The sequence below is a fragment of the Bifidobacterium canis genome (assembly GCF_009727065.1).
GTDB classification, from domain to species: Bacteria; Actinomycetota; Actinomycetes; order Actinomycetales; family Bifidobacteriaceae; genus Bifidobacterium; species Bifidobacterium canis.
This window is the reverse complement of sequence record NZ_WNLP01000011.1, coordinates 37,769-62,808: the sequence shown is the minus strand read 5'-3', so window position 1 is coordinate 62,808 and position 25,040 is coordinate 37,769. Positions and strand designations below refer to the sequence as shown.

Here is a 25,040-nt window from a genome sequence, read left to right as displayed (position 1 = left end):
TGGACTGTTTAAGAAACATGTTGACCGCAGAACTGAGACTCAACCCCATTCTCTTCATACAGAGCAGATGCGCGCTTTTTTAACGTCATCATCAACGTTTTGCGACTACTTTCGCCATTCCATCCACCTTTCTCAATACACTAGATGCAACCTATTTGATATATGATTGTGACTATTTTATCACCAAAATGACATATTCCAATACTATAGGGTTTGATTTGTAGTCCCATCATTTTCCCGCCCCAGAGAAAACACTCACTGGCTGACATGATCAATCAAGTCTGCAATCGCGCACGACCCCGCCTCAGAGCAGCGGTTTATAATGCGTAGAGATTCACCGTTATTACAGATTGAGAGCTCACCCATGCCAGATCTTGAAATTCGCCGCGCAAATACTGATGATATTCCTGCCATTATGAAGTTGCTGCATCAGGTCAATGACGTGCACGCAGAGGGGCGCCCCGACCTCTTTATTGAAGGCAAGACCAAGTACACGCCGGAAGAACTCGAGCAGATCCTTGCTGATGGCGCGCGCCCCATCTTCGTTACCGCCGACTCTGACGGCACTGTGCTCGGCTATGCGTTCTGTGTGATCGAGGATCATGCCGGGAGCACCAATCTGCAGCCGATCACAACGCTGTACATCGACGACCTGTGCGTGGACGAGAACGCCCGCGGCAAGCACGTGGGCACCGCACTCTACCAGCATGTGATCGACTACGCCCGCGAGCGCGGCTGCCACAACGTGACGCTCAACGCCTGGGCCGCGAATCCGAAAGCCGTCAAGTTCTACGAGCATCTGGGACTGAGCGTGTACAAGTACGGGATGGAACAGATTCTGTAGTCTGCGTCTTTGAGAGGCACAATCAATGCGCATGATTCCCTACAACTCATTCAGCGATGAGCTCAACGATGTTCTTCGCCAAGTTCGAGAGTCCCACGAACCGTTACTGGTGACCTGCGAAGACAGCAGAGACAACATTGTTGTCATGAACCAATTTGATTACGACAGTCTCATGGAGACAGCGCGGATATACCGAAATCCTGTAATGCGTGAGAGGGGTCTACACGGCATGGAGCAATCGTAAAAAGTCATCGGCTTTGCAGTACACAGACCTCACAAAATACCAATTGATAGAAGCCAAACGATATTAGACAAACATTAAAGCAAACATGTCAAGATAAAGGAACATCCACCAGCATACTGACTGTATGATACTGCGCCACCCAATGAACCCATCACAGCGCTACGTTTCACACCTCTGCAGCGACAATCTTCGAAACTACATTTGACTAATAACTTGTGTAACCCATTTATGTGAATGGATTACACAAGTCTTCCTAGGTGATATTCAATTCAGCTAACCAAATGTCAAGCAATATTAGCAGCAACTGGAGCCTCTACGAGAATCAATTTGCGAGGATCAGAGTCTGGCGCGCAAACTAGAACCGGCAAATCTGCATCAGGAAAACCTCCAGCTAATAAATAAGCTTTTGCTGACTCGACAGCCGAATTGAGAGATTGGCCATTAGCTATAGTCGCGTAAAACCGTGCAGCGAAATTAATCGCATCAGAATCTCCGATCTCATCAAGCATACCAACCGCGAAAGGAATCTCCGGACCAACAAGATCGGTAAGCTGAGCAGCTGATTCGCAAGAATTCAGCACCACTACCTGAGGAGGCTTATCAGTTGCAAGGAGAGCGTGCTTAAGTGCACCGACCCATACTGGAAAACCATCATTTTTTCATCTTTATCTTGTTCAAGAAGAATAAGGGATTCATTTGAATGACCTGTAAAATGCACAATATGAGGGGAAAAGAAGCAAGGCCGTCAAATAGATCATCCAGCGTAGCTGCTGGTCGAAATTGCATTTCGATCCAGTCACGATGAGTCGCATTTTGAACGGCTTGTTTGATCCGCTTCTGTTCCCTATCGACACGCAAATCCCCATATGGATTTGAAGTCAATACCAGAACTCGAAGTTTCTCTTGCTTAGGCTTCGGAAAAGCTCTCATAATAAATCCCACCTGTTGCTCGGCGTCATTGATTCTTGAATTGAGTTTCGACTGCGTTGCACGAAGATTACTTATTTCCTTTTGATACTCTCGTTGCCTTTGCTTCTCGACTTTGCTCATCTCCTCAGACTGAGCTTTTGAGAGCCTCTGCTGCAGTGTATTTTCTTTTTGAGAGTAAGAATTTACTTTCTTTTGCCATTCAATTGCCTTTTTCCCTGCACTTTGCGCTTCGGAAAGATGACGCTCTCGCTCTGCCTGTTTCCTTCTGCGAGTACTTTCACTAGAAGTTTTTAGAATGATAGTTGCAATTTTATCAGCTTCAGTCCGTTTCTTAGATTCTAACGCTCTGTATTCCCCCACCTTCTTTTCAGCGCCAACACGCTTAGAACGAATTTGCTCAAGCTCTCTTGAAATCTGGCTCACACTCAAAATTGCACACTCCTCTAATTCAACGACCGGCTCTTCCTCATTCGCGACCATTGCGCTAAAAAGAACACTGACGCCACACAATTGATCAATTTTTACGACAAATATATATTTTACATTCGCGAGGCTGCAAAGTGCCACAATTTGCCTGTAATACGTTAATCACCTTATAACTTGCGAGACAAATGAAAATATTGTATTAAAAAGAAGATAATTGAAGTCCCCATTAATCTACCCGACATCTTAGAAGCATGTCAGCAATCATATGGAGAGGAAAATGACAGCTACGTTAGACGACCTCATCAAACAATCCAATCGCACAACTAGCGAAATCGCCCAAATGGCATCCATGAGCACAATACGATTGCAGCAATACATAGATGGAGAAAAACTTATTTCTAATATGCAAGTAGCCAATGCATATAAACTCGCAAATGCCCTTGCTGTGACAATCGAGGAATTGATGCATGCTAATACGGGCACGAAATCAAAAGAAATCAGCATTACATCAGCCGACAGGCTATCCAACTTCATATCCTGCACGGATGAATATCGGCGCATAACACAAAAGAACAATGCCGACATCCAGCAAGATACAAAAGCAGTGCAGCCAGAGCTGAAACCAGAACCGAGACAAGGACCGTATCTTCAGCTTCCCGATAATACAAGTATCGGTGAATACTATCTAAAAGCATGTCTTTTAAGGAAATACTTCGTTAATGACGACGCAGCCATCCTTCCAGTGCTTCAAGCGTTTAAGAAATTACTCTCCGAAAAGAGCGTAAACGATTACGACGAAGATATTGTCCAGCTTGAAGAGCAGGCGCAGAGAATAATTGAAGGCACAAAAAGAAAGACCCCAATGTTCGCACCCCGGAGTCGTTACTGAACGAAATCCTATATTCAACTTCTTTGCACGGCGACTTGAAGCGAGGACGTTTCATCCACCCTCTACCCCAGCAATTGATTGATTTTATTGTCGCTCAGCAGGTCGAACTTAGGGAGCATATTCTTCGCGGAACATATGCCAATATAATGGATGCATGCGAGAAAGAAATTATCGAAATTAAACTGACTAATAATAACAGTAATAGCAAATAATGAACTTGAAATATCTCATTATAAACTAAATTGATTTTACTTCATTGCTCAATTTATTTCAATTTCATAAGTAATCATAAATTCGGCATTTATGTGTAAGGGTAACTTTCAAATATATCAGAGGGAAGCAAAGTGCCAGAGATAGTATGCGAGCCAGATCCCACATTAATGGAGTCCATGCGCTCAGTCGGTTACGATCTAAATACTGCTGTAGCTGACATTATCGATAATTCCATCGCAGCTGATGCTCACAATATCGATATTTACTATCACGATTATGGTGAAGAGCCTTTCATCGCCATAATCGATGACGGCAGCGGCATGAATAGAGAGACAGCCATCCGAGCCATGCAGCTGGCCGGCAATAATGCATCCGCAAAACGCTCCGCACAGGACTTAGGACGCTTTGGGCTTGGTCTAAAAACCGCTTCGCTCTCACAAGGCCGTTCATTGACTGTAGCTTCTCTTCAGCACGGCAATATGGTTGCGTTCCGTTGGGATCTTGATAGATTAGCCCAATTGAAGACATGGGCGCTAGAAGAGTTATCAGGGGCAGAGATCACCGATTTCCTGCCGCTGAAAGTTCAGGACGCATTACCGACAAGTCATGGCACATGCGTTCTTTGGCGCAATCTTGATCGACTTAATAGCATATTCGGCAAGACTGTTAACGATCTTGACAAGGCAATGTCGGATCTAGCTGATTACTTAGGCTTGGTCTTCCACAGGTATTTGCATCCCTACGCTGAAGACCCCATCACACCGATACATATACGCATAAATGACGCTGATGTACCTCACAGAGACCCATTCCTCGTCGATAATCCTGCTGTTCAAAAGGCGCCGCCCCAGCTTATCGGTGGCACTGATGCGGTTCTTTACGAGTATACTCTCCCCTACCAGAACCGTCTCACAGCTAAAGATCGATCCCTTCTGGGGTTAGCTGAGGAACGAAGTAAGACCCTGTTCGATACTCAAGGGTTCTATATCTATCGCGCTTACCGACTTATTACTTGGGGAAGCTGGTATCGCATGATGGCGCGATCAGAAAGTAATAAACTATGTCGAGTACGCATAGACATCCCCAACACCTTAGACGCTCAGTGGGCGCTTGATATCAAAAAGTCGACGGCTACACCGCCAAAAATTGTTCGCGATTCAATGCGTAGATTTGCGAAGTCTCTTGCTAAGCCTAGCCGCAAGGTGCAGGAATTCCGAGGTCGGAAAACTAGTAAAGATCCCCAAGCTCGGATGTGGGAATTGATACGTGATCGAGACAATGAGTTTCGATATGAAGTAAACCAAGAGAACCCGTACATTGAAGCTTTTGCAGACACCTTGACCGCTGCACAGCGACATGGTTTTAAGAGAATGCTAGATTCACTTGCCTCAACTCTGCCATACGAAGACATGCAAAGTCGCTTTGCAATGGATGAGCGCGTAAGCATACCGGATTCTTTGGATGAAGAACTCCGCAACACTGCCAAAGAATTCTGGCAAGTCAATGCGATGCTCACACATTTGACGCCGGAGGAGTTTGTGCAACGATATAAGGATAAAGAGCCATTCTCATTGTCGAGAAATGCAGAACGCATACTGAGAGAGGTAGCACATGACTGACGATTCTTTGACGCCAGAGATCAAAGACATTGAACGAAAATCACAAATTTCTGGGATAATAAAGACGATATTCCCGATGAGCTCATGCTCTCGTCCATTGAGCAATTCGCTAAGTTTCAAGGCATCGCTCTTGAACCTAAGCAAATGCAACGTATTTTCCGTGATGTTCGGAAGCAACTGAATATTCAGATTGAAGACGGAGTCATCATACGTAATGAGGAAGTTACCTGGCATGACTGGCTTCCCGAAATGGAAGGAATGCCTACTCCTCAAACCGACGCATACTTCCGATACTTGTTTAATGATCAAAAATCCCAATATTCAGATCTGGATAAAGACACTAACGACATCTTGAATCTGCTATCTGATCCGCGTAAAGAATCAGCACCTATTTCGCGTAAAGGTTTGTTGCTTGGTGATGTGCAGTCAGGGAAAACAAGAACTTACATGGCTTTGATGAACAAAACCATCGACCTAGGCTACAAACTCATCATCGTGCTTACCAGCGATAACGAGAAACTTCGCAAACAGACCCAAGACCGTATTGATACAGATTGCATTGGAGCACAACAAGGTGTGCCGACTGGCATAGGGAAATATCTGGGCGGAGCGATTCGTCCGCATTGTTTAACAAACATCGATGAAGATTTCGTTTCTCCCTCACAGCATGCTTTTTCAAATATCCAACGGCCGAATTGGAAAGGTGTCCCGTTTATTGCTGTTATGAAAAAGAACAGCAGTGTGTTGAGAAAGTTCATCGAATGGCTCGATAATGATGATTTAGCTCGGGATATTCCCGTGCTCGTCATCGATGATGAGAGCGACTATGCATCAGTCAATTCCAGTAAAATTGGAGAAGACCCGACAACGATCAACTCCTTGCTGCGCAAGCTGTGCAGCATCAGCAAAAGAACATCATACGTCGCCGTCACCGCCACTCCTTTCGCTAATATTTTTATTGACGATGAGGAATCTGAGGATCTCTTCCCCGAAGATTTCATTTACGTGCTTCGCACACCAGCTGAATACATTGGGGTTCTAAAAATCTTCGGCAACCGAAACGAAGAAGACGTTTCAGAAAACGATTCACCGGAAGGGCTCCCTTCTAGCACACCTGTTCGCTTGCTGGATCAGAGCAAACTTGAACAATGGCTGCCGTTGGTTCATAAAAAGAATTTCCAGATAGATGCTTGCCACAGTGATGCACCTACCATTCCACACACAACAGAAGATGATGATTCGAGTGATTTACTGGATCCTCAAGTGCGTCATGCCATTAATTGTTTCCTCATAGCATGTGTACTTCGCCCAGATTCAGCGAACAAACGCCAATCCATGCTCATTCATATGTCCCGTTTCCAAGATGTTCAACAACAGATTGCCGATCGAGTGTATGCCTATGTTGGTTCACTGAATAATGCTCTGCGTTTCCATTCACATTCAGATGATCCACGTATTCAGTCGCTTCATAGCTCTTTCGAATCTGAATACAGAAACTATGCAGCAGCACATGATCAAACATGGGATACTGTGCTGCAAAACCTTGAGAGACTCATGCGCAGCAATCGTGTTGTTGTGCGTTTGGAGAATTCAACATCAGATGATTGGAACAAGCTCCACAATGCCGACGAAGAGACAGCCCCTAATGAATGCACCATTATATCGGAGGCAATCAGCTCTCGCGTGGTATGACATTGGATGGATTGATCTGCAGTGTCTTTTACCGGCAGGTCAGCGCTGCCGATACGTTACTCCAGATGGGACGCTGGTTTGGCTATCGCCCAGATTATGTAGAACTTCAACGAGTGTGGCTTCTTCCGCAAACCATCGCAGATTTCAAATATGCTGGTTCAATTATTGAAGACATCAAGCAAACTGCTCGCAGCATGAAAGCCCACCATAGCACTCCTAAACAATTTGGAATCTCAATCCGTAAGAATCCCAACAATGGTGTTCGCATTACGAATCCGACGAAGATGCGTAATGCAGAAGAGGGTATAGACTCTGAATTCGAATTCGATCTTGAAAATAACATCATTGAATCAGTTCGTCTTAGCACTTCCTCCGAGCGAAGCCATACAAACGATAATGCTCTTAAAACACTCGTAAAAGTGCTCTGCACCGATACCGATATTGCTCGCAGCACAGACCCCAAGGGGGACACTGTCGTCTTTGAGGGGGTTCCGTCGCATGCAGTCACTTCATTCCTAAAGTCATACCGTTCTGGTTATAATGACGTCTATTTCGGCCCAACGCTTCTGCGCTACCGCGATAAAGAACCGGTCGAACTCTCCACAACGATGGCTGAGCAATTCGCCATTACACAGGAGCGCGAGCATCCAGATATTACGTGGGATGTGGCTTTCATCAACGGAAAGGGCGATGTGATTGATGAGCCCTTCCACTGGAGAGGGATACAACGTGCCTATAAGGAGGATTCTGGAACAAAACTTATCAGGTCAGCGGCAACAAACTCCGTTTAGGCTCGAAAAGCGATATCGTCAAAGTTGCTCAAGCTGTTACTGGCGAACCCATCAAACGAGAAATCCGAAATGAGCGTGATTTCTATGACACAAAGCTATTCGGCAACCACCCGGTTCTGATGCTTTATCGTGTGACACTCACCAATAAAGCAGAACACAAAACAGCACCAATGGCCAATCCGCATGGCCTATTGGCCGCCAAAATCGTTGTACCATCAGATACTCCTGGCAGTGCAACCGGTAAAGGCAAAGCTAAATACTATCTCAACACTGTTGCATCGAGGCAGCAGTATGAAAAGCTCCGCGAAGAGGATGCAGCGGGAGAAGACTGATGAATAGACTTGATAGTGGGTTCATTCTTTCCACATGGCGTGACCAGATAAAGAACAGCAATCATTCCAATACTGAGCTGGACACTTCGTTAGTGCTCCCGATTGTTCTCGGTTGCACGAATGGGAAGCCCTACATCATGGTGCTTTCTGAAGAGAAGCCCCGTGCAATTGCCAGCATGCGCGCAATAACGATCACTCTCAATGATCGACGTCCATCGGTCATCGGTGAGAATTGGGCTTTGGTTTTCACTTTGGAAGACTGGGCACTTCGACATGTATTCGCCGAACTGTGCTTGACTTTTGCAACGCGAATCCGCGAAGTGGACAACCAAACTGCTGCACTTGATCAGGTATACGATTCTATGAATCAGTGGAAACGACTACTTCAGCCACTCCCCGAGGAACAAACAGATCAGATATTATTAGGAGTTGCTGCAGAACTCACTGCCGCAATCATCATTTCGCATAAGACTAATACTTTGATAGATACTGTGATTGATTGCTGGACAGGGCCATCTGGAGCTCCTCAGGATTTCATCTTCCCAAGTCAAGAATATGCATGGGAAGTAAAGCAATCCACCAGAAATGCAAGACCATCATGATCTCTTCTCCTGAGCAACTTGATGCCAGTACCTACCCCATCAGGTTGGTGACTGTGGAACTTGAGCGTAACACTGAGAGCACGGATGATGGAATCACAGTTAATGAGCTCATGCAAAAATATGCGACCAAGCTGAAGATCCTAATGCCGTGCAGGATAAATTGGAAGACGGTATTTTCAAAGCTGGTCTACGTCTCTACTCGGAAGCTACTCAAAAGGCTCGTTTCATACCACACAATATTTCTGTATATGACGTGCATGACGATTTCCCGCGCATAGAGGCCAGCGTCCTTCCCGATGGTATTGTTTCACTGACTTACAGCATTCAACGCGATGCTATCGAGCCATATAGAATATATGAGGAAGAAGAGCCTTTGAATACTTGGGAGCAATAATGGAATCTCTCGAAGATTATCGTCATGACCTCATCGAGCAAGTGAAGAACTACGGTCAAGAGGAAGAGCTCTTCGATCAAGATGCTTTCTTTGACGTGGCTTGTAACATTCTCCGAGATAATGAAGTGATTGCTGAATTCATGCCTTCCCCTTATCGACATGGTGAGGGAACTAGTCACTTCATGACAGTCGATGGCTATGATTTCTCGTCTTACGATCAGGATGAATCTATTGTCATCATTGGTTGCGACGGAGGATATTCACTACGACAGAATCAAGAGATGCCGACCATTCAAACGAGTGAATACAAAAAGAACCTTACGGGCATGCGTAATTTCGTACTTGCCTCGCTCAAAGGTACTGTTCTCTCCCAGATGGAGGAAAGTTCCGAAGCATACGGCCTTGCTCAGTTTATTCATGAAATAAAGACAACATTCGTCGATTCCGCCTGTACTTCATCACCGATAGAAAGTTTACCGGACGCGATGCCACAGTGCAGCCTGTGCAGGATATTTATTCTCCGACAAAAAGGAGAAGGGAATCAGCATCGAAGCACATCTATGGGATTTAGCACGTTTACGTGATACAGCTGAGATTTCAGGAGGCGGAGAAAACCTCGTTGTTCAGCTGGGAGACGCCGGTATTCCCGCTGTCCAAGCTCCTGTAGTTGATACAAACATGAAAACATACCTGCTGTTCCTAACTGGAGATGTGCTCGCAAAACTTTACAAGGATTACGGTGCCAAACTTATGGAGGCCAATGTCCGTTCATTCCTCTCTATGCGAGGAAAGGTCAATAAAGGCATTCGGAAGACGATTCTTGATAACCCAGATCGTTTCGTCGCCTATAACAATGGATTGACTGCAACCGCATCTTCCATTGAGCTGAACACCCAAGGCAATATTGTTTCCATTGCAGATTTGCAAATCGTCAACGGTGGCCAAACTACGGCTTCCATTTACTACACGGGAAATACAACTCCAGAAGCAGAGCTTCGCAAAGTCATTGTTCCTGTCAAACTTGTTGTCGTCGATTCAGCAGAATCCAAGATGCTGATTCCAGAGATCTCGCGTTTCACCAATAGTCAGAACAAAGTTGCCGAGGCAGATTTCTCTGCGAATAGTGAGTATCAAGTCAAACTTGAACAAGTCTCACGGACGGTACTTACTCCGGTTGAAGCTGGAAAGAGACAGACCCGTTGGTATTACGAGCGAGTACGTGGACAATACGACAGTGAGAAAACCGTCTTCAAGGTGCACTGCGTAAAGCATTTGAAGAAGTCAATCCAACCCGTCAACGCATTAAAATGGTGGATGCCACCAAGTATCTCATGTGTTGGCAAGGCTTCCCTGAGATTGCAAGCCTCGGCGCGCAGAAATGCTTTGCCAAATTCGCCGAAGAAACTAACGACGAAAAATCATTCAACAAGTAGATAAAGAGTACTTCAAGAGACTCGTCTGCAAACGTATCATCTTTGATGCGACCCATAAGAGCATCAAGAAGATGGATTGGTATCGCGGTGCATACCAGATGAATATTGCGGAATATGCAGTCGCAAAGTATTCCTACGACTTATACCGCGCTAACCTACAATGCGATTTTCAGAAGTCTGGAACATGCAAAGCGTCAGTCCACAAATGCTGGGCTGTCTCATGCATGCAGCGCAGCAGGCCAGTGATGTTATAAACGACGAGCATAGACGAGTTGCCAATTGTTCGGAATGGGCAAAGCGAACTGAATGCTGGGAGCAACTGAAAAGTATCCAAGCTGCTTGGATGCAGATCCGATTGAAACAACTACAGCTATTTCCTCTTCCAGCAGCCGAACAACTAGACGTGCTCCATTGCCAGAACAGAGTAAAGCGATTAACTTCACGCAGGATGCAGTGCCTCACGCTCAGGATGCCACACCATCGGTCATGAGTCCACAGCGCCAGCCGTCAATGAGTAAGCGACGCACTGGAGAAAGTACCTCTTCTATGCAAACCGCTCAAACGAAAGTATCCTCTCCCGCTTCTGCTGCCGCTGCACCAGAATCTGCTCAGCTGAGCTTAGAAGACAGACGCACATATTTGACAAGCATCCCACCGGCAAATTGGGCAACTTTTATGCGTTGGTGCCAGCATCGACCAAACCCAGACAGCAAAAGCTTAGCCATACTGGCAAAGATCGACCATCAAATCGAGCTGACTGACGATGACGTAGAGAGCCTATGGAATCTGCGTCTTAAGTCAATTCGACGTGGCTTCCCTGCCAGTATTCTTAGTCCACGCTAATAAATTCTCTGTCTGGCTAGGTTTCCCGATATCGAGACCTCAGCCAGACAGAGTTGTCACTATGCCCCTACAGTGACTTTCCTGACAGATTCATAAATTGCATCCAGGTTCCCGAGAGCAATCCGGAATTGGCTCCTTGATTTCGGCTGCCAACTACCATCTTCTCGCTTCGTGATATGGAATGCTGGATCGAAAATGATCTTTCCCTCTTGGAACGCGTTAAGGAACATGCCAAAATCGGTGTCCTTCCCGAGCAGCACATCCGTGCCATATTCAACACAGTAATCATCTTTGCTGCCCAGTAGACGATACGGAACGTATGCTGCTCTATCATGCTTCCTCTGCCAATGTCCGAGCAACTTTGGGAATGACCATCCGGCAACGATTGCACCAGTTATGCGATCGACCAATGAAATCGAGCCACCCATGCTGTATGAATCACCATCCATGCCAAACACTCGTAATTCCATTGCAACAGTTGGATCATCTTGACCGATGTCATTGAAATCTTTAGTCGTAAAATCATAACGTTCAATGCCACGACCAGCATATTGTTCATTGACATGCCCGTATGTTTCAACAAATGCAGCTTGCCCCATATCCGTGATTGTCCCGAAGTCAGGTTGAGGCGTGAATAATGTGATTCGATGACTGTTGCTTGGCTTTTGGAAGTCATCAACCTTATAAGCCTTCAGTTCCCAAATATCAAAGTCGGGCCCCGGAATGGCATTCTCACCCACGCCCAACTCGGCTTCCAACGTTAGGCCCGGGGCGTTTGGACTCCTATACGGATCTTCTCTGGTGCCATCATTACGCAGACGCCAAGGAATAATCGGATATCCCACGATACGGCTCAAAGCAGTATTCAGCACACTAAATTCATCAATCTCTACTGAAGGCACTTCGGCATTGGTATTCCGTTCAGGCTCTTTCGTCGAGGCGGGAAGAGGAACGGAGAACAGTGAGCCAGGCGTAAAACTATCTAACGCTACAACTTCTTGCGAAGCTGGAGCATTCTTCCCTGTCGTGATAGCAGCAATATGCGAATCTGGGTCATCCGGATTGCCTATTACTCCAAGAAAAAGGACTCGCCCTTCATCATGTCCATGATGTTTAATATTGAATAACTCACTTGGAGCAGCTTTGCACTTTGCGACCATGCCACTCAAGCGAACCTCTGGATATTGGGGATAGTAACTAAAGGCTGCTTGAGGAGCTAAATATTCATCTCCGTCTTCGGCAATCCATGTCCATCTCAGAGGGATACGTACCAGCTCTCTCTTTCTCTTTGAACTACTCACCTTAGGCTTATTTGATGAGCCTGGAGCGTAGATAGGTTCACCTAACGGTAGGAAAGCCAACTGGTTAATACGAGAAGCAACATACACTTGGTCCTTCGAATTATTATTTCGCATTAAATACTTTGCCCACACCGCATGGGCACCGACATTTTCGAACATCTGTAAAACACCATCCAGCGTTATGGTGTCGTACCAAGGTAGTGCTTCTTCAGTTTCCAAAGCGTCGTGCATGTTGCTCATATTCGTCCAGTCTAATAGTCTTAACTCTCAGCGTTGGCAATAGCCTGTTTTTTGTCTTCTCAATGCGCGCTGCGGTCACGGTTCGTTTATTTGCATCGCTCTTTTTCTCATCTTTGATCGATATGATGTATGGTTTCATCAAGCGCGCTACTTCAGCAATGACTGGCACACAAACGCTATTACCGAATTGGCGATATGCTTGGGTGTCCGACACAGGTATCCGCAAATCATCCGGGTATCCCATCAATCGCGCACACTCACGCGGCGTCAAGCGCCGAGGCCGTTTCCCCTCCCCCTGATCAATGAGAATCTCAGAGCCGTCTTTGTGGTATCGCGCGGAAAGTGTACGCGAAACCATATCTGGATTCACAAGGCCAAAACCGAAACCATGCCCCATTGCCTCATGCTTAGCTTTGTAATCCTGAAGATACTGCCACAAACGTGGTGTCAGCGTGTATTTCTCGCGGACGGTATTGGATTCATGGTCAAAGTACTTACCTTGATCCCATGGTAAAACTGGTTCTGTTCCATCTGTCTTGTGAAGGATATCGCGCAGTTTCGGAGCATGCTCTGGATAACGCAAATCATCCCACGAGAAATTGGTGGGCGAACGAAAACCGACAATATAAATTCGTTCACGATGCTGAGGGACAAAATGCTGGGCATCAATGACCTTGTAGTGCACCTCGTAGCCAAGCTCATTTTGCAACGTATCGAGAATCACCTGGAAAGTACGCCCATGATCGTGGGACTGCAAGTTCTTCACATTCTCAAGTAAAAAGCTGCTGGCCGTTTAGCGGCGATGATGCGCGCAACATCGAAGAACAGAGTTCCTTGAGTTTTATCTCTAAATCCAGTGTCACGACCGAGACTACGCTTTTTCGATACGCCGGCCAAGCTGAACGGCTGGCATGGAAAACCAGCAAGCACTACATCGCAATCAGGAATATCATCTGTATCGACCTGAGTTATATCGCCATCAACTTCATCGGCAAACCCATAGTTTGTGCGGTATGTGCACACGGAGTATTTATTCCACTCGCTGGCGTACACCGCATGACCACCAACTTGCGCAAATCCGCGTCGAATACCACCAATACCAGCAAAAGATCAATCACCGAAAAGTCTGTGCCATTTTCGTGCGTTGTCCCGTAGTACAGCTCTTTCAGTGCGGGGATGTATCCCGGCTTGCACTCAACTTTCCCAGTTTCCCAACGCTCAACAGTCAATGTTTGCACAGCCAATGCGTCTGCCAGCTGTTTGCGTGTCATAGATTGGCGCAACGTTTTAATAAGCCCTAAAGCTGTATCCTCGTTCTTTTGTTCGATACTCACGGGACTAGTATATATCAAAATGTTACCTTTTTGACCCAGATTATTTTGCAAAAGTGCAGCAAAATCCAACATTCATCGAACATTTGTTCTATAAACATGTTATAGTAATTTATGCCACAATATTATTACAAGAAAGGAACTAATGTACCTAATTACTCCCTCCATGCAACAAAAATGTTGCAATGTTTTGACAATGTCAACAATGTCTTGGAGACCTTTGACCTGCAAAAGGACGGCTACACCACGGAGGAGTGGACGGCATACATCGCGCACATACCAAATTTCCCATGGGAGTGGAAGGATATCACACAGTATCTTTCCGGAGAGGACTGTGAAAACTTTTTAAACGTGGCCCTGCGAGAAGGGGTGCCCGTACGCAACGGCATCCTAATCGACAACTATTCAGCCGTACTAGTCTGCCGAATATCAGTGCTCGCCGCTGGTACCCCGACTAAGCGCTGTGAGGCAGATATAATTTCAGCAAAAGAAATAGATAAGTTCCATCCCGGCTGGGAGGAATTACGAGAAAACACTGAAAAGAAGAAGAACGAATATCTTCAAGCGACACTCACAGACTTACAAGAGACTCTTGAACTTCAGTTTAAAAAGATCCAGTTAAAAAGGAACTAAAAGAGCACTGGAATAGTTTGCTGAAATGGTCTAACTAAATATTGATTATGTTATGTGGCCGTTCTCGGATGAACGTCTGAGAACGGCCACATAATCAATTTGTCACTTCAGATCATTTGCAATATCGTTCTACTCACACTTTTCTTTCTTATGTGTAAAACCATATGGGAGATACGTTCAACAGCTTCGTGATCCACCGGAGCCCAGTTCAACGTAGGCATCTGGCTTGGTTCAACCCATGCGATTTGCTCATGCTCAGTCAGAGTCGGCTCGCCCGAGACGAGATGGCACAGGAACGTCGTGAGCTCCACCATGCCGAAATCATAGGTGTAGCGGCTCGTGCACACCGGCGAATCAACATTGACTTCGCACAGCAGCTCCTCTTCGATTTCGCGTTGCAGTGCTTGACGAGGAGTTTCGCCCGCTTCGATTTTGCCTCCGGGGAACTCCCAATATCCAGCCAACGATTTGCCGTGCCCACGTTGACCGCACAGAACCGTGCCATCCCGAACAATCGCCGCACCCACCACTCGAATGAGTTTGGGCGTCTGAACATCTGAATCCATGTTGTTCCACTTCTCCTTGGAAAACAGCTGGACCCAGGATACAACACGGTTCCTTGACGACACGATCCCAAAGAATCTCTGCATACACGATGCGATTGCCAGGCACGTGACCTACTCTGTGAACATGCCCACCAACATAACGCCCGCAGTGATGCATGACTCAATAGAAGAGATTGATCCGCAACTCATCAGAACGACCCTTGAAGAGGGAGCGGCAACCAATAACATCGTATTGTTCGACGTACTCTACGATCTCATGGAGCACAAACTCTACCCGGGCAAAGATTCACTCACCGACGATGAACACACCGAGGTCGCATGGGCACTCGAAGATGGAGCGTATTCGGTCTCGCGAATCCCCCGCAGCTCCCCTTTGTTCAATGCGATGCTAGGTCAATATAACGGTGACGAGCGAGCGCTGGTTCAGACATTTCCATGTGCCATCATCGATGACTGCGCCGGAGATCTGTATGCTCTTGCCAGCAGCGCATTCTTAGAGCAAAAGGTAGCTCACATCCTTCAATAATTCATATGTAATATTTACGACTTCGAGAGCCTTGCTTTCTCCCATGCTCAGTTTCAAGAGCACGACTGGAAAGTCATACAGACACTTTCCAGCAAATCGCCAGATTAGTTGGGAATCCCTGCGCGAGCACCTATACTAAGCAAAATTAAGAGTGAGTACCCAGTACTCTCGGCCTGAAAGAGGTTGCGATATGAGCCGCAATACTCTAGTTACATTCCGCGATCCGCCGGCACTGTCGCCGGCAGACAACTCCTGCGCAGTAGCAGCTCAACGAACGTGAGGTGGATCATGGAAACGTATGAATCCGGAACTGAGCTCGCCGACGAGATCAGGCAGCATGGAAAAGCGTTCATCAGCGAGTTCCAAAACATCCCGGAGCAGTATTGGGACGAGCTGCAGCCGGAGGCGGATAACCGCACACCTCGGCAGATGCTCGCCTATGAGCTCGGCTGGATGAGTCTGCTGCTCGACTGGGAGCACAATGAGCAGGAAGGTCACTTGGTGCACACACCTGCCGACGGCTACTCATGGCTGCATCTCAGCAATTTGTACGAGATGTTTGATGAAACGTGGCAGGACTCCACTCCTCAGCAGATGATCGACTCATTCAATAATCTGATCAGTCAGATTCAGTGGATGATCAACGAGTTCTCACAAGACGAACTCTTCGGGAAGAACCAGCGCAAATGGGCTGAATCCACGCCGGCCGCCGGCCCGCTATGGCAGTGGATCAGCTTGCACACTGTGGATTCATTCGTCATTTTCGGCGACAAAATCCGCCGCTGGAAGCAAGCCATGGCCCAGCACGGCATGCCTGCCTGACCCATGCCACAGGTCGGGGAACTTTCACGCGGAGGCATTGTCGAAGATGCGAATGACCTCCAGGAAACGCTTGCCGTACCGCTCGAGTTTGCTTGTGCCAACGCCGTTGACTGCCAGAAACTCCGCGTCGGTGTGCGGGTGATTGTGTGCCATGTCTCGCAGCGCACGATCCGAGAACACAATGTATGGAGGTTTCGAGATCTCGCGTGCGATCTGCAGTCGCAGCGCGCGCAGATGCTCGAAAAGCTCCTCGTCCGCACTGTTGCTCGCGCCAGTTCCCGTGCCGAGTCCGGCGAGCGCACGCTCCCCCGCCGTAAGTCCCGAAGATTGCGTGCCACGCGACTTCGATTTGCGTTCGCTTTTCTTGATCTCGTAGTGGAACGCGGGCGACACGGTTTCGCCGGCGCGAGGGCCGAACTGCAGTAGCGGAAGCCGCCCCTCACCTATGAACAGGAAACCGTCGGCCACCATCTGGTTGAGCACGTCGCGGATTTTCGCCTCGTTCACGTCGTGCAGTTTTCCGTAGGTGGGCACTAGGTTGAGCCCACGGTCAAGTAGATCCTTCGCCTTTGATCCGCGCAGCACCGCAACGACCTTGCCCATGCCATAGTGTTGGCCGAGGTCGTGCACGCACATGCTGATCGAGCGTGCAATGCCAGACACGTCAACCGTTTCGAACGTGCTTTCACAGTTCACGCAACCGCCCGCACAGTGACCGTTCTCGGAAGTGCGCGCACCATCGTCCTCGCCGAAGTAGCGCGTCATATATTTGTGCAGACATTCGGTGGTGCGGCAGTAGCCGATCATGCCGTCGAGCAGACGTCGTTTCGACTGGCGCACTATCTCCTGCTCATCCGCGGAAAGTCGCTCGTTCTGCCCGCCCATGTCGAGCAGACGGCGGCGGGTCACGATGTCCGACTCGTTCCACAGCAGCGTGCAGCGGCTCGGCTCGCCGTCTCGCCCGGCGCGCCCGGCCTCCTGGTAATACGCTTCTATGCTTTCGGGCATGTTGTGGTGGATCACGTACCGCACGTTCGACTTGTCGATGCCCATGCCGAACGCGTTCGTCGCCACGACCACCGGCGTCACGTCGGTCACGAAGTCGCGTTGCGCATGTTCGCGCACATCCGCAGGCATGCCGCCGTGGTAGGCGACGGCCACCGGCGTGCCGTCCGTCTGCTCGCCATTCGCTTTGCGCAGTTGCGGCACGAGAATGTTGAGTGTTTGTGCCAATGACTCCGTTTCCTTGCGCGTCGCGCAGTAGACGATGCCGGATTCGTCGGCGTGCTCAGCGACGTAGCGAGCGATCCAGTTCGCTTTCTCGCGCGTCGTGAGTTTGAGCATGTCAAAGTAGAGATTATCGCGGTCGAAGCCGGTCACCACGATCTTCGGATCGCGCAATCCCAGCAATTTCACAATGTCCCGGCGCACGCGCTCGGTGGCGGTCGCTGTGAATGCGGCGACTGTCGGGCGGTCCGGCAGCGCGTCGATGAACTCGCCTATGCCAAGGTATGACGAGCGGAAATCCTGCCCCCACTGCGACACACAGTGTGCTTCGTCCACTGCGAACAGCGCAATGTCGGCGTGCGCGGCGAAGTTCATAAAACGTTGTGTTTGCAAGCGTTCCGGCGCAACATACAGTAATTTGATCTCACCTGCGTCCGCCTGCGCGAACACCTGCTGCTGTTCTTCGGGAGATTGCGTAGTGTTGATGAATGCGGCTGGGATGCCGATTTCGTTTGCGCCGTCCACCTGATCTCGCATCAGTGAGATCAGCGGTGAGATCACAATGGTGATGCCATGCAGCATGACCGCGGGAATCTGGTAGCAGATCGATTTGCCCGAGCCGGTGGGCATCACGCCGAGCACGTCTCGTCCGTTCAGAATCGCCTCGATCAGCTCCTGCTGACCGGGGCGGAAGCTCTCGTAGCCAAAGTATTGGCGCAGAGTCTGCGTTGCGGAACGTTCGGCGTGCTCAGTCATAGTGTTCCAGTCTAATCAGCGCCGTCAATTTGTATAGTCCCGCGTTTTCCACACACTCTGCGCACTCTGCTGGTTTATCCACAATCCGTGACGCATACGCCCGGTTATCCACAGTGCCCGCGCTAACTTGCGCGGATACTGTAGAGACAACTATGCGGAGAGGTCGTCGAGGGCTTGGGCGAGGTCGACGATGAGGTCGTCGGCGTTCTCGATGCCGATCGACAGACGCACCAGATTGGCCGGCACCTCAAGGGTGGTTCCCGACACGGAGGCGTGCGTCATGGCTGCCGGCACCTCGATGAGCGATTCGACGCCACCCAACGATTCCGCTAACGTGAATAGTCGCGTGGACGAGGCGAAACGGTTCGCAGCCTCCGGACCTCCGGCAAGCTGCACGGAAACCATGCCGCCGAAGCCGCCGTGCATCTGGCGCGCTGCGACCTCGTGACCCGGATGCGATTCGAGACCTGGGTACCAGACGCGTTCCACCTCTGGGCGCGTCTCAAGCCATTCGGCGATTTTCAGGGCGTTGGCGCTGTGGCGGCGCACACGCAGGTCGAGGGTTTTCAGGCCGCGAATGTCGAGCCAGGAGTCGAACGGCGATGGCACTGCACCCGCCGAATTCTGCAGGAAGGCCACCTGATCAGCCACTTGCGAATCGTTGGTGAGCACGGCTCCGCCAACCACGTCGGAATGCCCGCCAATGTATTTGGTGGTCGAATAGACCACGGCATCAGCCCCGTCGACCAACGGATGCTGCAGCACCGGCGAAGCGAACGTGTTGTCTACCACCACTTTCGTGCCGTGCTCGTGCGCGAGCTGCGCGGTGAGTGCGATGTCGGTGATGCCGAGCAGCGGGTTCGATGGCGTTTCCACCCAGATGTATTTGTATGATTTCGCGGCGAGCGCCGTGTTCACCGCCGAAGGATCGGTGGTGTCGACCACATCGAGACCCACGCCCCACGGCACGAACACCTTCGACAGCAGACGGTAGGTTCCGCCGTACACGTCGTTACCGATGAGAATGTTATCTCCCGGCTTCATCGTGGAGCGCAGCAGCACGTCGATGGCTGCGAGCCCTGAGGAGAAGCTCATCGCATAGTCGGCGCCTTCCACCGCCGCGAGCTGCTCGTCGAACGACGTGCGTGTCGGGTTGACGGATCGGCTGTAGTCGTAGCCGCCGCGCAGTCCACCCACGCCGTCTTGCTTGAACGTGGAGGTCATGTAGATCGGCGTGGAGACCGCGCCGGTCAGTGCGTCCGGCTCCTGCCCCGCATGGATCGCGCGGGTTGCAATGGCGTCTTCGATGTAGTGCTTGTCTGCCTTGGTCATGATGTTCCTATCTCAAAGAAAACTGCTAATTACAGTTGTTTACGCTTACTTACGGTTACTGGGTTAATTGATGCGAGACTGAAAACGGTGCGTTCACTCACTGACGAGCACGCTGTCTACAAGCGATGGCTTGCTGGTGGCTGCAACGACGTCCGCATACCCGTGTTCGATCATCCAATCGTCGTTGAAGATCTTTTCGAGGTATCCGCGGCCGGAGTCCGGCAGCAGCACCACGACGGTCTGTGACTCGTCGAGGTCGTGCTCGCGCGCATATTTGATGGCCGCCGCGACAGCCATGCCGCTTGACCCGCCGACGAGCAGCCCCTCTTCTGCTGCAAGTCGGCGTGTCATCAGGAACGCCTCGTGGTCATCGATTTGCTCGATGGCGTCGGCGATATGCTGATCGTAAGCGGCTGGATAGAAATCTTCCCCCACACCTTCGATGTCGTACCCGTGCACGTTGCTCGGGTACGAGTAGATGGATCCTTCCGGATCCGCGCCGATCACGGTGACTTCGCCGTTCGACGCTTCCTTCAAATAACGTCCTGTTCCCGAGATCGTGCCGCCGGTGCCGATGCCCGCCACGAAATGCGTCACTTTGTGGTCGGTGGCTTCCCAGATCTCCGGTCCCGTGGTCTCGTAATGGCTGCGCGGACCGTTCGGATTGCTGTATTGGTTCGGTTTGAACGCGCCCGGAATCTCTTGCGCGAGGCGGTCCGAAACGCGGTAGTACGAACGCGGGTCGTCCGGTTCGACGTCTGTCGGCGTCACGACCACTTCGGCTCCATAGGCTCGCAATACCGCGCGCTTCGTTTCGCTCACCTTGTCTGGCAGCACGAACACCGTGCGGTAGCCGCGCTGTTGTGCGACGAGCGCGAGTCCTACGCCGGTGTTGCCCGACGTTGGCTCGACGATCACACCGCCTGGCTTGAGTTTGCCTTCGCGTTCCGCCGCGTCGATGATGCGTTCCGCGATGCGGTCTTTCGAGGAACCGCCCGGATTGAAGTATTCGACTTTGACTGCGATGGTGGCTCGCACGCCGTCGGTGACCGAGTGCAGTGCGACGAGCGGGGTGTTGCCGATGAGTTCCGAAACCGTGTTGTGAATGGTCATTGTCGTTTCCTTAAGCTGCTTTGCGTTTTTGAATGGTTGCTTTGTGGATTCAAATACGCCTCAAGCTCGCTTTGACGACGACCGGAGAATATTTTCTCGCATATCACTTGGATACAGTGACACTGTTGTCACACAGAATTACTTACAGCTAGATTACTTATAGCTAGTGTTCCAAGGATGTTCCGAGAAGAACTGTGCCGAATGGCAGATCTCAAGTTATACGTCAGCCCCGCGCGCCTGTGGCGTCCGGTCAGCGACAACAACATGAGAAATTGATCATGTCTGCACAATACCCACACAACCCGGACAAAACAATGCCGACGCGCGCATATGTCCACATTGTGAGCAGGCGAATATGTGACACATTCACAGAGCATTACTCAAGAAACCGCACAATACCAACGATTTTCACATGCTCGCGACTGCGATGAGTTCTTTTGTGTAATGTTCCTGCGGAGTATTGAGCACCTGCGCTGTGGTTCCTTGCTCGACGATGCGGCCATGGTGTATCACAACGATGCGGTCGGCGATGTTCTGCACGACGCCGAGGTCGTGCGAGACGATCACGATCGCCATCTGCGGATTGCGCTCGCGGCTCGCGGCGAGCGCGTCGAGTATCTGCACGCGCGCCGCCACGTCGATGGCGCTCATCGGCTCGTCGGCGAGCAGGATGCGCGGGTTTTTGACGATGGCGCGCGCGATCGCGACGCGCTGCGCCTGCCCGCCCGACATATCCATCGGGTATCGGTCGACGAACTCGGCGGGCGGCAGTCCCACGAGTTCCAGCGCGTCTGCCACGCGCGCGCCGATCTGTTCGTCGTCACGTGCACGTGCGGAATCCTGTTTCGGCAGCAGTCGCAACGGTTCGGCGACCGATCTGCCGGCTGTCCAGCGCGGGTCGAGTGATTCGAACGGGTTCTGGTAGACGATGCCGGATTGTTCGCGCAGCAGTTTCAGCTGCGCGCGTCCGGCGTTCCCCTCGATGCTCGCGCCTGAGAACAGCACGTCGCCCGCGCTCGGCGTTTCCAAACCGAGCAGTATGCGCGTCAACGTGGTTTTGCCGGAACCCGACTCGCCGATGACGGCGAGGCACTCCCCCGCGCACACATGCACGTTTACGTCGAACAGCACCTGCTGCCGCGTGCGCTTGGTGCCGAAGCTCTTGCTTATATTGGCGCCTTCGAGAATCACGTTGTCATGCTCGCTCATTGTGCGCTCCTTCGGTGTGCGCAGCACTGCGCGTATCGGTGTGCAGACTCAGTGTTTGCGCTGCGTGCACCAGCGTCTTCGTGTAGTCGTGCTGCGGCGCATCCAGCAGCTGTGCCGTGCGACCTCGTTCAATTATCTCGCCGTCGCCGAGCACGTAGCAGTATTGCGTGGCGTGCGCGAGCACCGAGAAATCGTGTGTGATGAACAACATCGACGCGTGCGCTTCGTCAACGAGCGAGACGAGCAGGTCGATTATCTGGCGTTGCGTGATCGAATCCAGCGCGGTGGTCGGTTCGTCGGCGATGATGAGACGCGGTGATGTGATGAGTGCTGTGGCGATGCCTACGCGCTGCTGCTGCCCGCCGGAGAGCTGGTGCGGGAAGCGGCCCAACAATTCTGCGGGCAGGCCGACTTTCCGTGCCATCGCTTCCACGCGGGCGGCGCGGTCGTCGGAGGGCAGATCGTAATGCAGTTTCAGCGGCAGTTCGATTTGTTCGCGCACTCTGAGCAGCGGGTTGAGCGACGTGGCTGGGTTCTGGAAGACCATGCCCATCGCCGCGCCGCGCAGATTTGCGAGCTCGTTGTCGCTCATGCCCACGACTTGCGTGCCGTTGACGCTGATCGTGCCGCTCAGACTCGCCTGCTGTGGCAGAAGTCCCATGATGGCGCGCGCGATCATCGATTTGCCGGAGCCGGACGAGCCGATCAGTCCGACGCGCTGGCCGTCGCGAATCTCCATCGAGATATTGTGCACGATCGGTTTGCTTGCTATGGAGATATTGACGTTGCTGAGTGTGACGCTCATCTACTGCGCCTTTCTCAATCGTGGATTACTCAACGGGTCGGCGGCGTCGTGCAACGCGTCACCGAACAGGTTCAGCGCGACGACGACCACGGTGACGATGAGGCCCGGCCAAATGACCGTCATCGGGTAGATCGAGATGAATTTGACCGATGATGTGAGTGAGACGCCCCAGCTCGGCACACCGGACGGCACGCCGACGCCCAAATACGTGAGACCGGCTTCGGCGAGCACTGCGGTGCCCGCGCACAGCGAGCATTGCACGATGACGACCGGGCGAATATTGGTGAGCACGTGCGTGAAGAACACGCGCGTGGCGGAGGCTCCGTTCGACAGCGCGGACTGCACATACATGCTGCGCGCCGCGAGCAGAGCCTGCGGGCGGGCGACGCGTGCGAGGTTCAGGCCGTAACCGAATCCGCAGGCGATCACGATGCCCAGAATCGATGCGCCGAGCGGCACGGCGAGCATCAGGGCGATCAGTACGGTCGGAATCGAGATCAGCGCGTCTATGGCGACGACGGAACCGTGCGCGAGCGCCGTGTTTCTCGACACCATGAGCGCCACGAGCAGCAGGCCGAACGCCAATGCGAAGATGACGGTGAGCAGCACGATGAGCAGGTTCGTGCGTGAGCCGGCCATCAGCCAGCTGAACACGTCCGCGCCCGTGCCGTCGGTGCCGAGCCAATGCGTGCGCGACGGCTTTGCCCACACGTTGTAGCCGTCGGTGGCCCACAGCGATTGCGGTGTCCAGAACAACGAGACGATCGATACCAGCACCCAGATGCCGAGCACGATCATCGAGAATCGGCCTGTGCCATGATGCCACATCGTTGACACGATGATGCCCGCGCGATGCAGTGTGCGCCGCCAGCCGTGAAGCTGCTCGGGGCGCTTGGACTGCCTAGGCTGTTTGGACTGTTTGGATTGCTTGGATTGCGTGTTGTGAGGGGTTGCGTCAGTCATTGCTCTCCTCCCCCAAACGTGGATCGAGTGCCCGATGCGCCAAGTCGACCAGCAGGCCGATGACGAGGAAGAACGCGGCGAGCATGAACAGTTCGCTTTGCACGGCGATCAGGTCGCGATGGCCAAGGTCGCTGACGAGCCCGGTGCCGATGCCGGGCAGTGCGAACAGGTTTTCGATGACCATGACGCCGGTGATCATTTCGGCGAAGGTCAAGCCAACCACCGACACGAGTTGCGGCATGGCGAGCCGCAAACCCACGTGCCACAATGCCTTGCGTCGCGTCATGCCGCAGGCCATCGCCATCTCCACGTAACCGCTGGATGAGATGGTCTGCAATGAGGCGCGCGTGTAGCGCATGATCGTCGCGCCCACGATGATGCCCACCGTCAGGGCAGGCAATATGAGGCTCATCAATGCCTTGCCCGGGTTCGCCCAGCCGGTGCTGGGGAATCCTTGCGCGGGGAAAACGGGCAGTATGCCGACGCCTTTGGCGAACAGCAGGATGAGCAGCAGGCCACCCCACAGTGCCGGAATCGCACCGCCGATGATCGCGATGCTCTGGTAGATCGACTGCACCACACGGTTGGTGGTGCGCACCGAGAGGTAGCCGAGTGGAATGCCGATCAGCAGCGCCACCGCCATGCCCATCACAATCAGCGGGAACGTGATGGCGGCACGCGAACCGACGACGGTCGCGACGGGCTGCCCTGTGAGCATCGACTCGCCGAAATCACCGTGGAACAAGCCGCCGATCCAGTCGAAATACTGCGAAACCAGCGGCTTGTTGAGTCCCATCTGCTCGCGCAGGGCGGCGACACGCTCCGGCGTGGCGTTCGTGCCCGCCATCACGGCGGCGATGTCGCCGGGCAGAATGCGCAGCATCACGAACACGATGATCGAGATGACGATCAACGCCACCACGAACATCGCCAAACGACGAAGCATGTATTTCATAGCCTGCCC

Annotated in this window: 26 protein-coding genes and 1 pseudogene; 14 read left to right on the top strand and 13 right to left on the bottom strand. The window is 51.4% G+C overall.

Going from position 1 to position 25,040, the window contains the following annotated elements:
- The first annotated feature begins 364 nt into the window (after positions 1–364).
- Positions 365–844 (top strand): GNAT family N-acetyltransferase, encoded by a 480-nt coding sequence (locus GSD1FS_RS08865; RefSeq protein WP_155589279.1) that lies wholly within the window; start codon positions 365–367, stop codon positions 842–844.
- Between the two features lie 25 nt (positions 845–869).
- Positions 870–1,088: a type II toxin-antitoxin system prevent-host-death family antitoxin gene (locus tag GSD1FS_RS08860; RefSeq protein WP_155589278.1), complete on the top strand. Its 219-nt coding sequence runs from the start codon at positions 870–872 to the stop codon at positions 1,086–1,088.
- A gap of 284 nt (positions 1,089–1,372) precedes the next feature.
- On the opposite strand, the gene GSD1FS_RS08855 is transcribed toward GSD1FS_RS08860, so the two are convergent.
- The gene (locus GSD1FS_RS08855) at positions 1,373–1,672 is read right to left on the bottom strand and encodes a hypothetical protein (protein ID WP_155589277.1); all 300 of its coding nucleotides are present in this window, start codon (positions 1,670–1,672) and stop codon (positions 1,373–1,375) included.
- Between the two features lie 67 nt (positions 1,673–1,739).
- Positions 1,740–2,585 carry a hypothetical protein gene (locus GSD1FS_RS08850; protein WP_155589276.1) on the bottom strand — a complete coding sequence of 282 codons (846 nt, stop codon included), beginning with the start codon at positions 2,583–2,585 and terminating at the stop codon, positions 1,740–1,742.
- Between the two features lie 136 nt (positions 2,586–2,721).
- On the opposite strand from GSD1FS_RS08850, the gene GSD1FS_RS08845 reads away from it, so the two are divergent.
- From GSD1FS_RS08845 to GSD1FS_RS08805, 9 genes are all read left to right on the top strand, one after another.
- Positions 2,722–3,333 carry a hypothetical protein gene (locus tag GSD1FS_RS08845; RefSeq protein WP_155589275.1) on the top strand — a complete coding sequence of 204 codons (612 nt, stop codon included), beginning with the start codon at positions 2,722–2,724 and terminating at the stop codon, positions 3,331–3,333.
- A gap of 389 nt (positions 3,334–3,722) precedes the next feature.
- Entirely contained in the window at positions 3,723–5,165 is a 1,443-nt protein-coding gene (locus GSD1FS_RS08840) for an ATP-binding protein (RefSeq protein WP_155589274.1), read from the top strand.
- An 84-nt stretch (positions 5,166–5,249) separates the two neighbouring features.
- Positions 5,250–6,857 (top strand): Z1 domain-containing protein, encoded by a 1,608-nt coding sequence (locus GSD1FS_RS10210; protein ID WP_155589273.1) that lies wholly within the window; start codon positions 5,250–5,252, stop codon positions 6,855–6,857.
- A complete protein-coding gene (locus tag GSD1FS_RS10205) occupies positions 6,854–7,648 on the top strand; it encodes a Z1 domain-containing protein (RefSeq protein WP_196425076.1) in 795 nt (264 codons plus the stop codon). Before GSD1FS_RS10210 ends, GSD1FS_RS10205 begins: the two co-directional genes overlap by 4 nt.
- A 131-nt stretch (positions 7,649–7,779) precedes the next feature.
- Positions 7,780–7,980, top strand: coding sequence for a hypothetical protein (locus GSD1FS_RS08825; RefSeq protein ID WP_155589271.1), 201 nt, complete (start codon positions 7,780–7,782; stop codon positions 7,978–7,980).
- Positions 7,980–8,582, top strand: coding sequence for a PD-(D/E)XK motif protein (locus tag GSD1FS_RS10200; protein WP_155589270.1), 603 nt, complete (start codon positions 7,980–7,982; stop codon positions 8,580–8,582). The genes GSD1FS_RS08825 and GSD1FS_RS10200 overlap by 1 nt, the downstream gene beginning before the upstream one ends.
- A 118-nt stretch (positions 8,583–8,700) precedes the next feature.
- Positions 8,701–8,976, top strand: a complete 276-nt coding sequence (locus GSD1FS_RS10195; protein WP_343030268.1) for a PD-(D/E)XK motif protein — start codon at positions 8,701–8,703, stop codon at positions 8,974–8,976.
- A complete protein-coding gene (locus GSD1FS_RS08810; RefSeq protein WP_155589268.1) occupies positions 8,976–9,560 on the top strand; it encodes a hypothetical protein in 585 nt (194 codons plus the stop codon). The genes GSD1FS_RS10195 and GSD1FS_RS08810 overlap by 1 nt, the downstream gene beginning before the upstream one ends.
- 94 nt (positions 9,561–9,654) lie before the next feature.
- Positions 9,655–10,413: an AIPR family protein gene (locus GSD1FS_RS08805; protein WP_155589267.1), complete on the top strand. Its 759-nt coding sequence runs from the start codon at positions 9,655–9,657 to the stop codon at positions 10,411–10,413.
- 898 nt (positions 10,414–11,311) lie between these two features.
- Here the strand turns inward: GSD1FS_RS08805 and GSD1FS_RS08800 are convergent.
- The 3 genes and pseudogenes from GSD1FS_RS08800 to GSD1FS_RS10190 form a co-directional block, all read right to left on the bottom strand.
- Entirely contained in the window at positions 11,312–12,793 is a 1,482-nt protein-coding gene (locus tag GSD1FS_RS08800) for an MvaI/BcnI family restriction endonuclease (RefSeq protein WP_155589266.1), read from the bottom strand.
- Positions 12,762–13,846, bottom strand: a pseudogene (gene dcm / locus GSD1FS_RS08795) (DNA (cytosine-5-)-methyltransferase). Before dcm ends, GSD1FS_RS08800 begins: the two are co-directional and overlap by 32 nt.
- On the bottom strand, positions 13,762–14,127 hold the full coding sequence (locus GSD1FS_RS10190; protein WP_281349851.1) for a helix-turn-helix domain-containing protein: 366 nt from the start codon (positions 14,125–14,127) through the stop codon (positions 13,762–13,764). The pseudogene dcm and the gene GSD1FS_RS10190 overlap by 85 nt, the downstream one beginning before the upstream one ends.
- Positions 14,128–14,238: 111 nt before the next feature.
- On the opposite strand from GSD1FS_RS10190, the gene GSD1FS_RS08790 reads away from it, so the two are divergent.
- Complete coding sequence (locus GSD1FS_RS08790; protein ID WP_155589265.1) at positions 14,239–14,757, top strand: hypothetical protein; 519 nt, start codon at positions 14,239–14,241, stop codon at positions 14,755–14,757.
- Positions 14,758–14,864: 107 nt separating this feature from the next.
- Here GSD1FS_RS08790 and GSD1FS_RS08785 read toward each other — a convergent pair whose 3' ends face one another.
- On the bottom strand, positions 14,865–15,323 hold the full coding sequence (locus tag GSD1FS_RS08785; RefSeq protein WP_155589264.1) for a (deoxy)nucleoside triphosphate pyrophosphohydrolase: 459 nt from the start codon (positions 15,321–15,323) through the stop codon (positions 14,865–14,867).
- Between the two features lie 124 nt (positions 15,324–15,447).
- On the opposite strand from GSD1FS_RS08785, the gene GSD1FS_RS08780 reads away from it, so the two are divergent.
- Together GSD1FS_RS08780 and GSD1FS_RS08775 are read left to right on the top strand one after the other, a co-directional pair.
- Positions 15,448–15,849, top strand: coding sequence for a hypothetical protein (locus tag GSD1FS_RS08780; protein WP_246166177.1), 402 nt, complete (start codon positions 15,448–15,450; stop codon positions 15,847–15,849).
- A gap of 288 nt (positions 15,850–16,137) precedes the next feature.
- The gene (locus GSD1FS_RS08775) at positions 16,138–16,671 is read left to right on the top strand and encodes a ClbS/DfsB family four-helix bundle protein (RefSeq protein WP_155589263.1); all 534 of its coding nucleotides are present in this window, start codon (positions 16,138–16,140) and stop codon (positions 16,669–16,671) included.
- Between the two features lie 24 nt (positions 16,672–16,695).
- Here GSD1FS_RS08775 and recQ read toward each other — a convergent pair whose 3' ends face one another.
- The 7 genes from recQ to GSD1FS_RS08740 all read right to left on the bottom strand — a co-directional run bounded on the left by recQ (position 16,696) and on the right by GSD1FS_RS08740 (position 25,031).
- Positions 16,696–18,654 (bottom strand): DNA helicase RecQ, encoded by a 1,959-nt coding sequence (gene recQ, locus GSD1FS_RS08770; RefSeq protein WP_155589262.1) that lies wholly within the window; start codon positions 18,652–18,654, stop codon positions 16,696–16,698.
- Between the two features lie 150 nt (positions 18,655–18,804).
- Positions 18,805–19,986, bottom strand: a complete 1,182-nt coding sequence (locus GSD1FS_RS08765; protein ID WP_155589261.1) for a cystathionine gamma-synthase — start codon at positions 19,984–19,986, stop codon at positions 18,805–18,807.
- 93 nt (positions 19,987–20,079) lie between these two features.
- Entirely contained in the window at positions 20,080–21,099 is a 1,020-nt protein-coding gene (locus GSD1FS_RS08760; RefSeq protein ID WP_155589260.1) for a pyridoxal-phosphate dependent enzyme, read from the bottom strand.
- 408 nt (positions 21,100–21,507) lie between these two features.
- On the bottom strand, positions 21,508–22,308 hold the full coding sequence (locus tag GSD1FS_RS08755; protein WP_155589259.1) for an ABC transporter ATP-binding protein: 801 nt from the start codon (positions 22,306–22,308) through the stop codon (positions 21,508–21,510).
- On the bottom strand, positions 22,295–23,113 hold the full coding sequence (locus GSD1FS_RS08750; RefSeq protein WP_155589258.1) for an ABC transporter ATP-binding protein: 819 nt from the start codon (positions 23,111–23,113) through the stop codon (positions 22,295–22,297). The genes GSD1FS_RS08755 and GSD1FS_RS08750 overlap by 14 nt, the downstream gene beginning before the upstream one ends.
- On the bottom strand, positions 23,114–23,941 hold the full coding sequence (locus GSD1FS_RS08745; RefSeq protein ID WP_155589281.1) for an ABC transporter permease: 828 nt from the start codon (positions 23,939–23,941) through the stop codon (positions 23,114–23,116). It abuts the gene before it with no gap.
- Between the two features lie 127 nt (positions 23,942–24,068).
- Positions 24,069–25,031 (bottom strand): ABC transporter permease, encoded by a 963-nt coding sequence (locus GSD1FS_RS08740; RefSeq protein ID WP_155589257.1) that lies wholly within the window; start codon positions 25,029–25,031, stop codon positions 24,069–24,071.
- Between the last annotated feature and the right edge of the window lie 9 nt (positions 25,032–25,040).

What these genes read in the sequence shown, in the direction of transcription:
- GSD1FS_RS08865 (WP_155589279.1), top strand. Translation starts at nt 365, where the DNA reads ATGCCAGATCTTGAAATTCGCCGCGCAAATACTGATGATATTCCTGCC.
- GSD1FS_RS08860 (WP_155589278.1), top strand. Translation starts at nt 870, where the DNA reads ATGCGCATGATTCCCTACAACTCATTCAGCGATGAGCTCAACGATGTT.
- GSD1FS_RS08845 (WP_155589275.1), top strand. Translation starts at nt 2,722, where the DNA reads ATGACAGCTACGTTAGACGACCTCATCAAACAATCCAATCGCACAACT.
- GSD1FS_RS08840 (WP_155589274.1), top strand. Translation starts at nt 3,723, where the DNA reads ATGCGCTCAGTCGGTTACGATCTAAATACTGCTGTAGCTGACATTATC.
- GSD1FS_RS10210 (WP_155589273.1), top strand. Translation starts at nt 5,250, where the DNA reads ATGCTCTCGTCCATTGAGCAATTCGCTAAGTTTCAAGGCATCGCTCTT.
- GSD1FS_RS10205 (WP_196425076.1), top strand. Translation starts at nt 6,854, where the DNA reads ATGACATTGGATGGATTGATCTGCAGTGTCTTTTACCGGCAGGTCAGC.
- GSD1FS_RS10200 (WP_155589270.1), top strand. Translation starts at nt 7,980, where the DNA reads ATGAATAGACTTGATAGTGGGTTCATTCTTTCCACATGGCGTGACCAG.
- GSD1FS_RS08810 (WP_155589268.1), top strand. Translation starts at nt 8,976, where the DNA reads ATGGAATCTCTCGAAGATTATCGTCATGACCTCATCGAGCAAGTGAAG.
- GSD1FS_RS08805 (WP_155589267.1), top strand. Translation starts at nt 9,655, where the DNA reads ATGAAAACATACCTGCTGTTCCTAACTGGAGATGTGCTCGCAAAACTT.
- GSD1FS_RS08800 (WP_155589266.1), bottom strand. Translation starts at nt 12,793, where the DNA reads ATGAGCAACATGCACGACGCTTTGGAAACTGAAGAAGCACTACCTTGG.
- GSD1FS_RS08790 (WP_155589265.1), top strand. Translation starts at nt 14,239, where the DNA reads ATGCCACAATATTATTACAAGAAAGGAACTAATGTACCTAATTACTCC.
- GSD1FS_RS08785 (WP_155589264.1), bottom strand. Translation starts at nt 15,323, where the DNA reads ATGGATTCAGATGTTCAGACGCCCAAACTCATTCGAGTGGTGGGTGCG.
- GSD1FS_RS08780 (WP_246166177.1), top strand. Translation starts at nt 15,448, where the DNA reads ATGCCCACCAACATAACGCCCGCAGTGATGCATGACTCAATAGAAGAG.
- GSD1FS_RS08775 (WP_155589263.1), top strand. Translation starts at nt 16,138, where the DNA reads ATGGAAACGTATGAATCCGGAACTGAGCTCGCCGACGAGATCAGGCAG.
- recQ (WP_155589262.1), bottom strand. Translation starts at nt 18,654, where the DNA reads ATGACTGAGCACGCCGAACGTTCCGCAACGCAGACTCTGCGCCAATAC.
- GSD1FS_RS08765 (WP_155589261.1), bottom strand. Translation starts at nt 19,986, where the DNA reads ATGACCAAGGCAGACAAGCACTACATCGAAGACGCCATTGCAACCCGC.
- GSD1FS_RS08760 (WP_155589260.1), bottom strand. Translation starts at nt 21,099, where the DNA reads ATGACCATTCACAACACGGTTTCGGAACTCATCGGCAACACCCCGCTC.
- GSD1FS_RS08755 (WP_155589259.1), bottom strand. Translation starts at nt 22,308, where the DNA reads ATGAGCGAGCATGACAACGTGATTCTCGAAGGCGCCAATATAAGCAAG.
- GSD1FS_RS08750 (WP_155589258.1), bottom strand. Translation starts at nt 23,113, where the DNA reads ATGAGCGTCACACTCAGCAACGTCAATATCTCCATAGCAAGCAAACCG.
- GSD1FS_RS08745 (WP_155589281.1), bottom strand. Translation starts at nt 23,941, where the DNA reads ATGTGGCATCATGGCACAGGCCGATTCTCGATGATCGTGCTCGGCATC.
- GSD1FS_RS08740 (WP_155589257.1), bottom strand. Translation starts at nt 25,031, where the DNA reads ATGAAATACATGCTTCGTCGTTTGGCGATGTTCGTGGTGGCGTTGATC.